The 15938-nt window shown below is 35.4% G+C and carries 12 protein-coding genes; 9 read left to right on the top strand and 3 right to left on the bottom strand.

Annotated elements, in window-relative coordinates; translation table 11 throughout:
- Position 1: 1 nt before the first annotated feature.
- The 3 genes from K350_RS0101275 to K350_RS0101260 all read right to left on the bottom strand — a co-directional run bounded on the left by K350_RS0101275 (position 2) and on the right by K350_RS0101260 (position 5643).
- On the bottom strand, positions 2–1699 hold the full coding sequence (locus tag K350_RS0101275) for a sodium:solute symporter family protein (RefSeq protein WP_028978375.1): 1698 nt from the start codon (positions 1697–1699) through the stop codon (positions 2–4).
- 105 nt (positions 1700–1804) lie between these two features.
- Entirely contained in the window at positions 1805–4336 is a 2532-nt protein-coding gene (locus K350_RS0101265; protein ID WP_245598399.1) for a PIG-L family deacetylase, read from the bottom strand.
- A gap of 140 nt (positions 4337–4476) precedes the next feature.
- A complete protein-coding gene (locus K350_RS0101260; protein ID WP_028978373.1) occupies positions 4477–5643 on the bottom strand; it encodes a hypothetical protein in 1167 nt (388 codons plus the stop codon).
- A 214-nt stretch (positions 5644–5857) separates the two neighbouring features.
- Between K350_RS0101260 and K350_RS33050 the strand changes: the two genes are divergently transcribed.
- The 9 genes from K350_RS33050 (at position 5858) to K350_RS26905 (ending at position 15549) form a co-directional block, all read left to right on the top strand.
- The gene (locus K350_RS33050) at positions 5858–6292 is read left to right on the top strand and encodes an HYC_CC_PP family protein (RefSeq protein ID WP_028978372.1); all 435 of its coding nucleotides are present in this window, start codon (positions 5858–5860) and stop codon (positions 6290–6292) included.
- Between the two features lie 268 nt (positions 6293–6560).
- Entirely contained in the window at positions 6561–6917 is a 357-nt protein-coding gene (locus tag K350_RS0101245) for a heavy-metal-associated domain-containing protein (RefSeq protein WP_028978371.1), read from the top strand.
- A 54-nt stretch (positions 6918–6971) separates the two neighbouring features.
- The gene (locus K350_RS0101240; RefSeq protein ID WP_028978370.1) at positions 6972–8243 is read left to right on the top strand and encodes an efflux RND transporter permease subunit; all 1272 of its coding nucleotides are present in this window, start codon (positions 6972–6974) and stop codon (positions 8241–8243) included.
- A 121-nt stretch (positions 8244–8364) separates the two neighbouring features.
- On the top strand, positions 8365–10239 hold the full coding sequence (locus K350_RS0101235) for an efflux RND transporter permease subunit (protein WP_245598398.1): 1875 nt from the start codon (positions 8365–8367) through the stop codon (positions 10237–10239).
- Positions 10226–11503 carry a TolC family protein gene (locus K350_RS0101230; RefSeq protein WP_028978368.1) on the top strand — a complete coding sequence of 426 codons (1278 nt, stop codon included), beginning with the start codon at positions 10226–10228 and terminating at the stop codon, positions 11501–11503. Before K350_RS0101235 ends, K350_RS0101230 begins: the two co-directional genes overlap by 14 nt.
- Positions 11504–11516: 13 nt before the next feature.
- Positions 11517–12764 (top strand): heavy metal-binding domain-containing protein, encoded by a 1248-nt coding sequence (locus K350_RS0101225; RefSeq protein ID WP_162144109.1) that lies wholly within the window; start codon positions 11517–11519, stop codon positions 12762–12764.
- Positions 12764–13960 (top strand): efflux RND transporter periplasmic adaptor subunit, encoded by a 1197-nt coding sequence (locus K350_RS0101220; RefSeq protein ID WP_028978366.1) that lies wholly within the window; start codon positions 12764–12766, stop codon positions 13958–13960. The genes K350_RS0101225 and K350_RS0101220 overlap by 1 nt, the downstream gene beginning before the upstream one ends.
- Positions 13961–14029: 69 nt before the next feature.
- Positions 14030–14401, top strand: a complete 372-nt coding sequence (locus K350_RS0101215) for a DUF3703 domain-containing protein (RefSeq protein WP_028978365.1) — start codon at positions 14030–14032, stop codon at positions 14399–14401.
- Between the two features lie 437 nt (positions 14402–14838).
- A complete protein-coding gene (locus K350_RS26905) occupies positions 14839–15549 on the top strand; it encodes an OmpA family protein (RefSeq protein ID WP_028978364.1) in 711 nt (236 codons plus the stop codon).
- Positions 15550–15938: the final 389 nt, after the last annotated feature.

Here is a 15938-nt window from a genome sequence, read left to right as displayed (position 1 = left end):
TCTAAATTTTTGTTTGTTCTTTTTCAGATAAAATTAATTGCAATGCATATCCCATAGCAATTACAATGACTGGCCCGATAAGATTGTACCATAAAAAAGCAATGTCTGAATAGAAATATAGGAAGAATATAGAGACCTGTGCTATTATAGCTGCTATAAATACAGCATTAGACTTTATATACTTAAAGTAAAAGGCGCATAAAAAGATTCCAAGAATAGTCCCATAAAATAAACTTCCCAGAATATTAACAGCCTGTATCAGGTTGTCTTGTTTAGATGCAAACAGCGCAAACAAGATTGTAAGCAATCCCCATACGATAGTAAGTGCTCTTGATGCTTTCAGATAATGACGTTCTGATGCTTGCGGATTTATTGAACGCTTGTAAATATCCACACAAGTAGTGGATGCAAGTGCATTCAAGGCAGAGGCCGTGGAAGACATGGCAGCACACAGTATCACAGCTATAAGTAATCCAACCAGCCCATGGGGCATCTGGGTCATAATAAAAGTGATAAAAACAAAATCAACGTCCTTTACCTCAGTATCAGGAGATGCCTGAAGAATCACTTTTTTTACATCATTACGGATGGCCTGTTCTTCTTTTTTAATTTCAAGTAATTTGGTCTGACTGTTATCAATTGCTTGCTGGTCTTTAGCTTTGAGCGCTGTAACAAGTGTATTTACCTCATCTTTTTTCCGTATAAAACTCTGATCATATTTGTTTTCAAGTGTTTTTAATTCACCTGCATAAACAGATTTCTGAGCATTTGCCAGTTCGGTTTTGTTGAAAAATACAGGTGCCTGATGAAACTGATAGAAGACAAATAGGAGAACGCCTATAAACAATATAATGAACTGCATTGGTATCTTTAACAGTCCGTTGAATAATAAACCCATACGACTCTCAGTGATTGATTTACCTGAAAGATAACGTCCTACCTGTGATTGATCTGTTCCAAAATAAGATAGGGAAAGAAACATTCCGCCAGTAATACCAGACCAGAAATTGTATCTGTCATTTGGCTGAAAGTTAAAGTCTACCAAATTCATCTTTCCCAGTTTTCCTGCAACCTGCACAGATTCAAACAAGGAGATATCTGAGGGAAGTTTGTAAATGATAACAATACCAGCAAGTATGATTCCTCCCATCATCACTGCCATCTGCTGTTGCTGGGTTACACTGACAGCCTTGGTTCCTCCGGTAACTGTATATAATATTACCAGGCTTCCTATGATGATATTAGTAACGTTTAAATTCCATCCAAGGATGGTAGATAAAATGATAGAAGGTGCGTAGATGGTAATTCCTGTGCTTACGCCTCTTTGGATAAGGAATAAAAGAGCAGCTAGCGTTCTTGTTTTAAAGTCAAATCTTCCTTCCAGATATTCATAAGCAGTATATACATTCATCTTGGCATACAGCGGAACTGCAGTAATAGCAATAATGACCATTGCAATTGGCAGTCCGAAGTAAAACTGTATAAAGCGCATGCCATCATCAAAGGCTTGCCCTGGCGTTGACAAAAACGTAATGGCACTAGCCTGTGTAGCCATAATAGAAAGGCAGATGGTGTACCAGGGCATAGTCTTGGAAAGAAGGAAGTCTTCTATATTCTTACTTCCTCTTGTTTTCCAAATACCATAACCGATAATAAACGTGAGCGTACCGCAAAGGACGATCCAGTCTGTAATACTCATTTAAAGTAAATTGTTAAAATGTAGAACAGCAGGATTGTAAAAGCAAGATTGAGCAATACAAACCAGTACATTGCTTTCCAGCTTTTAAAGAAAGGAGGCTGATCATCATTTGCCATTTTTTTTCTTTTTTCCTTCGTTGCCAGAAGACAATAAATTAACAAATATTCTGTATGCTCCCGGAACTCCCGCAGGAAGCTGTCTGAACCATGAATAACTGGTGTAAATATAGGTTCCTTTGCCGTATTTGGCATAGAGAAGTCCTCCGTCTTTGGGTGTTTCACCAATGTCATGGCAAGATAGGAGGGCCTGATACTCTTTACTCCATTCATTAGGGAAATATAGCCCTCTTTCCTGTACCCAGTTTTCAAAATCTTTATCTGTGATCTTATTAGGTGTGTTTAAAACGGGATGTTCAGGTACTAAGAACTTAACAGGTGCATCTTCCATAGTAACCCTGTCATTAGACAGTTTAAAAGGATATGGCCCTATAGAATCAGTTACCATTTTCCCATCTCCGAATCTCGATGGCATTGTATTGTATTGCACCACAAGAGTTCCTCCGTTCTTTACATAGTTCAACAACAACGGATTGATGTATCTTAACTTTTCTCTTGTATTGTAGGCTCTGATACCTATTACCACTGCATCAAAAGAAGAAAGGAGAGCCGGGGTGATAGCATCTTCTTTGAGAACAGTGACTTTGTATCCAATTTGACTTAATGATGCTGGAATGTCATCACCGGCACCTGGCAAATAGCCAATATTTTTTCCTAGAGTTTTTAAGTCAAGCTTCACAATCTTTGCATTGGATTCTGGTAACAGCAATTGTGGTTTGATATGGTCGTATTTGATGTTAATATTACCATTCTGAAGGGTATCTTTTCCTGAAATTGCAAACACTTTTAATATTCCCGTCATAGCATCTGCAGAAGGAAATACTTTAAACTTATACCCATCCTCATTTCCTTTACCTTTAATAGAAAAGTCTTGTATGGAAGGTTCTGCTTTCCAGCTCTTAGGTATTTCAATCATTAATTTTCCTGAGATATTATCAATCCCGGACTTTAACCTTACCTCCAGTTCTTTCGGACTATTATCTCCGAAGACCAGCAGTCGCTCTGAGAGGTTTACAAACAAAGGTGGAATTATTTCCAGTGGTCTGTATTGCTCGCCCTTGGCCGGATCCGCTTTTTTATATACTACAGGTGTTGTATAACGAATACTTTGTCCATTTATCACAAAGTCGAATGTAGTCTCTATAGCAGGATCGTTTTCAGGCTTGCCAATCAGCTGCTGATCGTTTACCTCAAACATTCCTTTACTTCCTCTCTGTACCAGCCAGTAGGGCTGTGAGTAAGGACTATTTGAAGGGATTTTTACCTGTGTGGAAAATGTTAAAGGAATATTATCTTTTAATGAAGTTGTAAAGCTACTGTCTTTATTGATCGAAAAAGAAATCTTTTTTATTTCGACAGGAATAGAAGAACGATTCACTATTTCAACATTCGTTTTTATTTCTTGTCCTGGAACAGCGCTGTAATCAGAAGCGATTACTTCAGTCCACAGTCCAAGAGAGGTTTTGATAACATCTTCTATTTCCTGAAGTTTTATTTCTTTCCAATAGCTGTCTGGCAGAGCTTTGATAAGTGTTCTGACTTCAAGTAAGGGACCTACTGAGGCTGAAGGGTTAGTGGTGTTAAACCCAGAATAGATCTTATTAAGTAATTCCCCAATCTTTGCACCGCCCTCAATTCTATTCCAAGAAACATCGATATCTTCAAATATATCAGCATTTGGTTTCGGTCCTTTTGTATGTTGAAGATATTCTATAGAAGTCCCTCTGGTGCCACTGGTTCCAAAGCCCTGACTTTTATGCATGCTTCTGCTGGCAGCTGCTATTTCTGTATATGACTGTCCTAATGCAGGATTAAAAGTGCCTACATCTATTTTAAGAAGTCCTTCTGTCTTAAAGTCTTTTTCACTTCCATAAAACCACCAGTTGGTATTCCATAATAAACGCTTAGGTTGCCATACCTGAACATACTTCAACTGTTCAGGAAATTTAGTAGGATCACCTGCAGCTTCAAATGCTTCAGAGGCAAGGATCGCAGAGGCTGTATGGTGTCCATGAGTTTTCCCCGGCTCGGTATTGAAGCGGGTTATCAATACATCCGGTCTGAATTTTCTGATTACCCATACCATATCAGCAAAGACTTTTTCTCTATCCCAGATCATAAAGGTTTCATCAGGGTTTTTGGAGAAACCAAAATCTTTGGCTCTTGAGAAAAACTGCTTTCCTCCGTCTATTCTTCTTGCTTCCTGAAGCTCCTGAGTTCTTATCACGCCCAGCTGTTCATTCAACTCAGAGCCTATAAGGTTCTGACCTCCATCACCACGGGTAAGGGAAAGGTACCCGGTATTATATAACTTGTCTTTAGTAAAGTAAGTAATAAGCCTTGTATTCTCATCATCCGGGTGTGCGGCAATATATAACACACTTCCCAATACATTCAGCTTCTTAATGGCTTGTTGTATCTCGGCAGCATTGTACTTTTCATTGGGTTGGGCAATGCTTGAAAATGAGTAAACTAAGAATGATAAAAATAAAAAGAAAATGCCAGGTTTCTGATTCATCATATTATAGCCGGATCCGATTTTTTAGCTTGTATATAAATTCTTTGCCGGATCAGAGGGCCAAATTAATGTGGGAAGGGTAAATAACAAAATAAAGTTTTCAACCTTGGCATTAATTTGTTAAATTATTAAGTTATGGATTCTTAGTGATTGTTATTGAACTTCAGTTGTTTTAGGGTTGATGCTGTCTGGAAGCTTATAATATATATGCCTGAAGGCACATCACTGCTGACAACACAGGAATTTTCACAGTTTCCGCTTAGGATATTATTTCCCATCATGTCATGTATTTGATACGAAAAAAAGCCATCAGCTTCAATTATTTGCCTTTTCATGATGTTGTCAAAATAAAATCTGATATCATTTTGTGGATTCCTGTTTATCGAAGCGACACACTCATTAATGGATTTTTCTCCTGGAATAATTTCTCTGATGCTGACCATTTTGTATTCAGCCTGATCACCATCTGTCCTTAAAAGAAAAGTACCATGTCCTTCCAGTATAAGGGTTTTTGGATCACTATAAATGCATCCTGTGATATTAAAAGGGGCGGCAGGCCAATTGCCTTCATCTGTTAATTCACCGACTTTTTCCCAAATACCTCCATTGACAGGATTTCCATCTGATAATGTATCTATATACAATTCTAATTTTACTTTTGAATTATTTTCAATATTATAGACAACGTATTTCATTCCTATCCATTTGTTTTCAGGCATCGCCAGACCTTTCCAGAGAGGATCTTGTTTGTGGAAGCCAGATCCTGACCAATAATCACTTGTGGGATGTTTAAGCTCTTTCTCAAAGTCCCATTTGCCGTCGTGCCTGAATCGGGCGTAATACGTCGTAGCATCGCAGTCATTTCCACCTTGAGATGCATGTCCAAGAGGACCGCTTCTTGCACCTACTACCATGCCTCCGTAAGCAGGCCCCGTATTTCCAATCCTTCGGTAATAAGCTGTAAATTCAGTATTTAGAAATTGCTGTGCAGGTACTTTTTTATTTACTAAGGAATTGACATGAAATCGTGGGCTTCCTCCGGACATGTTCATAATTCCGTTTCCATCTATTTTGAATCCATTTGTACTTCCACTATGGTCTTCAGTCCATCCGGTCGGGTCATAAGAGTCTACTGCATATTTGATTGTTCTTGGAATTCCATTATTCCAATGGACAGAGTTCCATTCAACTGTCCCGGCTTTGGTCGGATATATTTGTATAATTCCAAATGCATCAGTAGTGCATTGAGCAACTGTACTTTTCCATTGTATAGTAAGTGCTAGTAATAAAATGATGACAACTTTTCTCATATGTTATAACTAATATAGATTTTTTTCTCATGAATCCGATAGAACAAGACTTTATGGGGTTAGGATTAATATAAGCTTGAAAAAGAAGCAATCTAAAATATTCAAATTGAAATGTTTAAGTTATTGATTTAATCTGATATACATAGAAAGGAATTTCAAACCGCTGCTCCGATTGTTTTAAAGTGAGTCAAAATTTTGTAACTCTTACCCATAAATGTGTAATAACATCAGAGGAAAAAAACTCATATTTGTACAAATGAAAAGAATTGCCACCATATTTATTTTAATGTTGTACATGGTCTTTAGTACAGGACTTTCAGTGTATACTCATTATTGTGCTGGCAAATTAGCTTCGATTTCATTTTTTACACCCAAGAACAAAGGTTGTGGTCAGTGTAGTATTAAAGTAGCAAAAGAATGTTGCAAGGATAATCAATTCAACTTTTCATTGGATGACTCACAAATACATAGCAAAAGCAATTTTGTCTTTCCTGATTATTCCAATTTCATTGCTATATTACCTTCATACATTAGTGCAGTACAGCCTCTATTTTCATTTGAAAATTCAAGTTCTGTAAGGTTTTGCTCTTATAAAAATGGGCCACCTAAGACGCCTATATACATACAGATACGCTCCCTTATAATTTAAATATTTTTTATTTTCCTCATTGGTAGTATTCCTACAGTGAATAGGAATACTACTGTGCTATCTTCTAATCTAGCATATCAAATTTAATCAATCTTAATTTAAATGTTTGCATTTGCAGCATTTGAAGGTGTCTTGTTATTTTGTGTATTAGCGGTGTCAAACATTAGATGATACTCCTTATTATACAAGAACATAATAATTCCCATGCATCTTTCGAAGAATTATTCGAAAGAATAAAAATTAATAATACTATAAACTCAAAATATATATGAAATCTACAAAAGGAATCTTCGCATTGATTTGTGCCATATTAGTTACATTATTCTCAGCCAATACATCTGCTAATCCATTGCATAATGAGACTGTAACATTCAAAGTGTATGGTAATTGTGAAATGTGTAAAAAGAGAATAGAGTCTTCATTAAAAGGAAACTCGGCCATTGTTAGTGCAGACTGGAATGTGAAAACTAAAATGATTAAAGTAGTATACGATCCTCATATAATTACTTTAGATAAAGTTCATCAGCTGATAGCTGAAGCAGGACATGATACTGAAAAAGTTAAAGCCAATGAAGTAACATATAAAAAGCTTCCTGGATGCTGCCAGTATGATAGAAAAAAGTAATCGGAACAAAATGTAAAGCATAAAGCCTGTCACATATGTGGCAGGCCTAAAATTATGGTAGAAAGAATAATAGAAATATCGCTTAAAAACAGATGGACTGTTCTATTCATTGCAGCCGGGCTATTTGCATGGGGAATATACTCTATACAAAAGAACCCGATTGATGCTATCCCGGATTTGTCCGAGAATCAGGTGATAGTTTTTACAGAGTGGATGGGACGTAGCCCACAGGTGATCGAAGATCAAGTGACTTATCCACTTGTTTCTAATCTGCAGGGAATTCCTAAAGTAAAAAATATTCGGGGTTCTTCTATGTTTGGGATGAGTTTCGTGTATGTGATATTCGAAGATAATACAGATATATACTGGGCAAGGACTAGAGTACTGGAGCGTCTGAACTACGCACAGAAGCTATTACCCAATGACGTATCGCCTTCTTTAGGTCCTGATGGAACAGGAGTGGGACACATTTTCTGGTATCATCTGGATGCTCCGAATATGGATTTAGGAGAGCAGAGAGCCTTGCAGGATTGGTATATAAAGTTTGCCTTACAAAATGTACAGGGTGTCGCAGAGGTCGCCTCATTCGGAGGATTTCAAAAACAATATCAGATCGTGATTGATCCTCATAAACTTACTTATTATAACCTTCAACTGATGGATGTGCTAAAAACTGTAAAAGCCAATAATAATGATGTCGGGGGGCGAAAATTCGAAATGACCGATATGTCCTACATTATAAGAGGTTTGGGGTATATTAAGAACATAAAGGAGATAGAAAACATGCCTGTCAGTATGAGAAATTCAATACCTGTTAGAATTAAAGATATAGGAAGTGTACAAATGGGTGGAGATCTTCGACTTGGCATATTTGATATGGATGGAACCGGAGAAGTTGTCGGTGGAATTGTAGTGATGAGATACGGTGAAAATGCAGATCAGGTAATTAAAGATGTAAAGGCAAAAATAAAGGAAGTTGAAAAAGGATTGCCTGCAGGTGTGAAGTTTAAGGTATCATATGATAGAAGTACACTTATAGAAGAAGCAATTGATTCTGTAAGAGGAACGCTTTATGAAGAAATGATTACAGTATCTATCATCGTAATTTTGTTCTTGTTCAATTGGAGAAGTGCATTAATCATTATTATACAATTACCAATATCTGTAGCTGTAGGATTTATTCTGCTAGAAACATTTGGCATATCATCCAACATTATGTCTTTAACTGGTATTGCATTGGCAATAGGTGTAGTGGTGGATGATGGAATTGTTATGGTTGAAAATGCATACAGACATATTTCTGTTGAACATGAAAAAAGAGTCTAACTACAATGATTGAAACATCTAGGTGTATTCATATCATGAATTAATCATTGAAAAATAAATGAAAAATATATTTCAAAAATTGTTTAAACGAAATACTGATCCACTTAAACTAGATGAGCGGATGGAAATCATCAGTGCTTCATCAAAGCAAGTTGGACCTGGGGTATTCTTTTCTACCATTGTGGTGATCACTTCCTTTCTACCTGTTTTTCTTCTCACAGGGATGGAAGGTAAACTATTTCATCCATTGGCATGGACAAAGACATTTATTCTTTTGGTAGATGCATTTCTTGCCATAACTTTAACACCAGTGCTTATATCCTTTTTTCTCAAAGGTCGATTAAAGCCCGAAAGTCAGAATCCGATTACACATACACTTGAAAAAATATATACACCGATTTTAACATGTTGTTTGCATTGGAGGAAAACGACTATTGCCATTAATATAATCTTATTGATTTCAGGTGGAATCATGCTTTCACGCTTAGGCTCAGAGTTCATGCCACCTTTAGATGAGGGATCCTTATTATTTATGCCGGTAACCTTACCGGATGTATCTAATTCAGAAGCAAAGCGAATATTGCAGATTCAGGATAAATTAATTAAAACAGTTCCGGAAGTAACGCACGTGCTGGGAAAGGCTGGCAGAGCTTCTACTGCCACTGATAATTCTCCAATAAGCATGATTGAAACTATCATTCTTCTAAAACCAAAATATGAGTGGAGACAGGGAATTACGAAGACTGATATTCTTAATGAATTAAATGCAAAATTACAGATTCCTGGTATTACTAATGGTTGGACGCAGCCTATTATTAACAGGATCAATATGTTGTCTACTGGCATCAGAACTGACGTTGGTATTAAAGTCTATGGACAAAATATTGATTCTATCTATACTTTATCAAATAAGATAAAGGAATCATTAAAGGATGTGGATGGGGTAAAGGATCTGTATGTAGAGCCAATTGTTGGAGGAAGATATATTGATATAGAGGTAAATAAAGAAGCAATCGGAAGGTATGGACTTACCACGGATGATGTAAATATGGTGGTAGAAAGCGCATTGGGAGGAATGAACCTTACTAATACATTTGAAGGCAGACAAAGATTTTCAGTCAACGCCAGAGTAGCGCAGGCATATCGTGAAAGTCTTGAAGATATTAAACGTCTTCCTGTACAAACAATGCAGTTTGGAACTATACTTCTTTCTGATGTTGCCAATATTAGAATCTCTGAAGGTCCTCCGATGATCAATTCAGAAAATGCAATGTTGCGTGGAACTGTACTATTTAACGTACGAGAGCGTGACCTGGGAAGTACAGTACAAGAAACACAAGAAAAGCTTAATACTATGATTGCTCAAATGCCACAAGGTTATTTTATAGAGTGGAGTGGCCAATGGGAAAATCAGATTCATGCCAACAGAACTTTAAAGCTGATTATGCCCATAGTTATTTTCATCATCTTTATGGTTTTGTACTATACTTACAAATCAGCTAAAGAAGCTATGGCTACAATGATCACTGTTCCATTTGCACTGGTCGGTGGTGTATTTATGGTATATTTCTATGGGATCAATCTTTCGGTAGCCGTCGCAGTGGGTTTCATAGCTTTATTTGGAATGGCTATTGAAACAGCGATGCTAATGGTTATTTATCTGAATGAGGCTATGCAGCACTTGGTTGAGGAAAAGGGAAATTCAAGAGGACTAATTAAAAATGAAGATCTACGCGAATATGTAATCAGAGGTGCTGCTAAAAGGTTAAGACCTAAACTTATGACAGTCTCAGTTTCTTTGTTTGGTCTTGTGCCAATTCTATGGGCGACCGGAGTTGGAAGTGATGTAATGCTACCCATTACTGTGCCTCTCATCGGAGGGACTATCTCTTCTGTAATTTATGTATTGCTGGTGACGCCAATTGTATTCGAAATGATGAAAGAACACGAATTGAATAAAAACGGTAAAATTGAATTGCTCGATGTTAAAGAATAAATATATATTCTCCTTAATTTTAGCCTTGCTGTATTTTAATGCATCAGCGCAAGTGCTCAACTTTGATATTGTTAAGAAGTCCATCTTATTCGATAATCCGGAGCTGGAAATGTACAGACAACAAGCAAAGTCAATGGATGCTATGGCAGAAGGAGCAAAGGCTTGGGAGGCACCTCAGATAGGTGCAGGCTTTTTTATGACACCTTATAAGACTTCTTATTGGCGTCCCCAGGTTGAAACTTTTAATGGGATGAATGCCAAGATGCCCGGTATGGGGAATTTTATGATTCAAGGAAAACAAATGATTCCCAATCCTGCAAGATTGAATGCCAATCGGGAATATTTACGAAGTGTTTCTTCAATAGAGACCGAATCTGGAAATACAACCGCCAACAAGTTGCTATATGATGCGAAAAAGCTATTTAATGAAATACAAATCATTGATCGAAAAATAGATATTCTGAAGGATGCGGAGCACACTTTGGAAACTATGATAACTTTTGGTGAAAGTAAGATAGCTTATAATCAGGAAATGCTTTCGAGTATTTATAAAGCCAGGTCTCAAAAAGCCCAGTTACAGAATGAAAGGATCATGATGGAGAATGAAAGAAAACAAAAGCTGTATTATCTCCACTCTCTAATGAATAGAAAAGGAGAGGAACTTTTTCATGTTGATTCTCAACTTGTGATAAAAGACTATGAAAAGTATGCTATTGATACAGCTTCTCTAAAATTTAATCGAAGTGATTTACTAGTGCTGGATAAAAATATACAAGCTACTTTCTTAAAGCAAAAAGTGGAACGCTACAAATCTCGTCCTGATTTTGGGATAGAATTTGGCCACATGTTTGCCTTTGGAGAAAATCCTAATCAGTTTACTCTTATGGGTATGATGAGTATTCCTTTTGCTCCATGGTCATCGAAGATGTATCGATCCAATGTATTAGCATATAATTACCAATTAAAGGCCTATTATAGTCAGAAACAAGCCATCATGAATGAATCAGTTGGTATGATATATGGATTGAAAAGTGAAATTTCTTCTGCCAAATATCAGATGGAATTATATAAGACAATGATCTTACCATCTTTAAAGAAATCATATGATCTGGCAATGCTGTCTTACTCTCAAAATACGGGAGAACTTTTTGTGGCACTTGATGCGCAAATGAATTTTCAGATGGCTAAAATTCAATATGAAGACATAACGTTAAAACTACTGCTTTTGCAGGCTGAATATGAGAAGCAATTACAATTATTTTAATATAGTAATCTTAATGTTATCGGTTTTACTTATTGCTTCATGCAAATCAAAATCTGATAAACATATAGACCATGAAACAAAATATGATACAATACATTCTGACCATAAGTATTATTGTCCTATGCATCCTGAAGTTGTATCGGATAAACCAGGTACTTGCCCTAAATGTGGAATGGACCTCGAACTTATGACTGAGGCAGTAGATTCTTTAAGTTATCTTACCGAACCTACGAATCAAATTGTTATTTCTTCTCTTATACCTGTTGCTCCATCATTCAATAAAGGAAAGAGTCATATTAAAGCTCAGGGTTATTTGACATATAATCCGAATAAGACCAAAAGCATTTCAGCTCGTGTTTCCGGAAGAATAGAAAAGCTCTATGTAAAGTTTAATTTTGAAAGGATTAGTAAAGGACAACAGCTTATGGATATTTATAGTCCTGAGTTACAAATTGCGCAAGATGAGTATTTGCTTGTTTATAAATCATCGTCAGATGCTGAACAGAGTACTATTAACGCTTTATATCAAAAGCTCATTAATCTAGGGATGACAGAGTCTTCTATTAAGAAAATTGAAAGGAGTGGAAAAGTAAATGCTACTGTTCCGATATATTCTCCTTACGAAGGACATATACACTTTTTAGCTCTGGCAAGTGAGATTGCCAGTCATGGATTGGAATGGCCGTCTGAATCAGGTTCAAGCGCTATGGATAATAGTCTTAAGGAAGCGGAGCTTTTATTAAAGAAAGGTAATTATATTAAAAAAGGTGATTTGCTCTTTACTATTGCCAATGAAAAAGATATATGGGCGATGTTTAAAATTTACCCTAATGACATAACTCTTATCCAAAAAGGAGAGAAAGTAGAGGTGAATATAAATAACAAGATCTATGAAGGTAAAATTGATTTTATAGAAAAGTCATTTGATGGAAGTAATGATTTTTACTCAGTAAGAGTATACCTAAATTGCACCAATAGTAATAACCTAACTATAGGTACGCTTATTGAAGGAAATATCACTGTTAAAAGTGATCAAGCTCAAAAGCTTTGGATTCCTAATTTATCTGTTATACATCTAGGTAAGTCTCGATCGGCTGTATTTGTAAAACAAGAAGTTGGATATATTGCAAAAGAAGTTCTTACTGGAATTACAATGAATGAATGGACTGAAGTACTTTCAGGAATATCAGAAAATGATAGTATTGCACCTGTGGCATCTTATTTTATAGATAGTGAGGCATTTATAAAAGTTAAACAATAATGATAAACTATATTTCAATATTATTCATAGTAATGATTTTATTTTCCTGTGAAAGTAAAACAAAACAAGCAGATCATTCGGATAATGATTCTCTATATTATACTTGTTCAATGGATCCACAAGTGTTGGAGAAGAAGCCAGGTAAGTGTCCCATATGTAAGATGGAACTAACTCCTATTAAAATAAGCAATTCTAAAGGTATAAAACTAAGTGAGCAACAGGAGAGGTTGGCAAACATCAAGACTTTGCGCGTTGGATATGATTATATTGACAGTAAAGTTTATGCCAATGGAGTTGTTAAAGAAAACGAAAACAATACTATTTTCATCAATGCCAGAATGGATGGAAGAATTGATCAACTGAACTTCAAGACAAATGGTGCATATATTAAAAAAGGAGACATAGTTTATAAAATTTATTCTGAAATGCTGGCTTCTACTCAAAGTGAGTTAATAAATGCTAACAAAAAGTTTCAGGATAATCCTAATGATTTAGCCATGCAAGCTATTATGGAAGCAGCTATTAAGAAGCTGGAATTATGGGGGATTTCTAAAGCACAAATTGAGAAGGTAAAAAAACAAACTAAACCTTCTATACCATTTCCGATTGAAAGTCCATCTTCTGGATATATAAATAAAATTAATATTACAGAAGGCGCTATTGTAATGGAAGGAAGTCCCTTGATTGAACTTACTACTTATAAAACCCTTTGGGTTGATGCGGAATTTTATTCTACTGAAACTGCAAAGATAAGAAAAGGAAGTTTAGTTGATGTAACTATAGAGGGTACACATGATCATAGGATAGAAGGAAAAGTTATTGAAGTGTTGCCTCAGGTTTCTTCTAATTCTTCAATAACTATTGTAAGAATTCTTATAGTACCAGATTTCCCAAATGTACAGCCAGGAATGCAAGCCAATATTTATTGGCATCAAGCAAATGAAAAAGTACTTATGGTTCCGTCTAACGCTGTTTTGAGGGATAGTAAAGGCTCAATGGTATGGGTTAAAAAAGGTGGAGTTTATGAATCAAAAATGGTACATCTGGGAGAGATATCAGGAGATAGAGCTTCTATACTTCATGGATTAAATGAAGGGGACACCATTGTAATCTCCGGATCTTATCTTTTACAAAGTGAACATATCCTGAAAAAGGGTGGAGGAAATATGGATGGGCATAATATGTCAGCTATGTAAGATTGGTTTTTAATTTGAGTATTAAAATCTATTTATCTAATTAATTGAATTCTATAAAAAAATTTTGTCATGAAACTTTACTTTAAAATTCCTCAGAAACTAAAGGTCTATTTTGATAAAGAAATAACCTTATATCGAAAGGCTTCCACTGCCGGAGAGCTTCAGGTTGCATGGCGACATTTAGAAAGAGCTCACATACTTGGTCAGGCTTATCCTGTAGAGCATTCATATGCACATTGGTTGATGTTGAAGTTCGGAATCAGGATAAAAAGTAGCAGAGAAGTAATGGGGCAACTTCCACGTTTGCTTGTAGGTGGCGTAAAATCTTTTGTAGGGAAAATTCCTGTTGGCAATACTGGTGGTTCTAATGTTCCTCCTCTTAAACCCATGGAAATTCCAGAGGATCTTAAAGAAATTCTATCGCTAAATGATGGAAAGTAAATTAGAACAACAGACTTTTGTCACTTTTTCATTACTTTAACATGGGACATTTTATTGTCCCTTTTTTTGATTTTTATCTTACTTGGTTAGATATTTTTCTTAAGATTTAATATTTATCCATCAAATGTACCTGGATACATTTGCTATCTCTATTAGTATTTCTGCAATACGGATATTTAAGTAAAAGGATACAACTTAAAATAGTTTCAAAATATTTGAGGGAAAGTAACTGTGTCTGTTTAAAAATATTTTTTTGACGATAAAATATATTGTTCATTAATATTTCAAGGGCAGAGATGGAATTTTTATGAAGTAAAATTTCTTCCTGTAGATTTTTTCGGACACCCCTTGAAAACATCGTTAAGGAATTGTCGTATAGTGTCGATGTGCTATATGTATGTTATAATTATATATATAGGTAAAGCATTACTTCGATTATGAAAAACGCATTTTATATCATTTTATCATTATGTATTACAGCATCAGGTTTAAAATCGCAGAACCTTGTGAACAATCTTAATGCTAAGGAGACAGAAGCGGTTTTAATAGGAATTGTTACAGATAAGAATAAAATACCGGAAAAAAATATTGTCTATACAATTAAAAGTGAAGATAAAACTTACAATAAAAAGGGACTAACAGATGAAGATGGAAAGTTTACACTCATTGTACCCAAAGGAAAGAAATATAATGTTAAAGTAACAAAAATGGGCTTTGAATATGATTTTACATCTCAAGTGCCCAATGCTAAAGGCCCTCTGGAAATTGTTCAGAATTATATGATGACCTTTACTATGGATTTCAGACGGACCTATAAACTTGAGCATATTTATTTTGATCCTAATAAATGGGATATAAAGAGTGAATCACAACCTTCGTTAGATTCATTGGCCAATACATTTGTTACAAATCCAATGTTTGTTGCTGAGATTGCTGGATATACAGATAATGTTGGAGATGATGCAGATAATCTAAGGTTATCTCAAAGAAGAGCAAATGCTATAAGAGATTATTTATTAGGTAAAGGAGTAGATCCGGTTCGTGTCTATGCCAAAGGATATGGGGAGAATTACCCAATTGCATCTAATGAAAATACAGAAGGTAGAAGTAAGAACAGACGAACAGAAGTAAAAGTGATGTTTGAATAAATATTCTGGTTCTACTCATTATTGTATTTGGTCATTTTATTAATTATATGAACATAGTTTTATCGAAGAAAATTTACAAATAGACATATGCTTACAGGTTCAAAGGAAATTTTCCAAATCAATAGTGCTTGATTTTTTGGACAAAATGAATTTAGATATTTGAGTAAACAAACTTCTATTTCAGTCAATCATCAGCTAAATCAATATATACAGGTATTATTTTATCCGATAAGTTCCTGTATTGCATATTTACTTTAAATCAGTACTCCTAATATAAAATTCTTGTGATTCATTCTCTTTAATAGAGGGAGAGATAGCCATATATTGAATGTTTACATATAGGAAAGTAAGATGGTTTATTGGATCACAAATTTTTCAACAGCAATTAT

This window comes from Sporocytophaga myxococcoides DSM 11118, assembly GCF_000426725.1.
In the GTDB taxonomy this organism is placed as follows: Bacteria; Bacteroidota; Bacteroidia; order Cytophagales; family Cytophagaceae; genus Sporocytophaga; species Sporocytophaga myxococcoides.
Note: the sequence above shows the minus strand (reverse complement) of the source record. Positions and strands in the feature narration are given on the sequence as shown.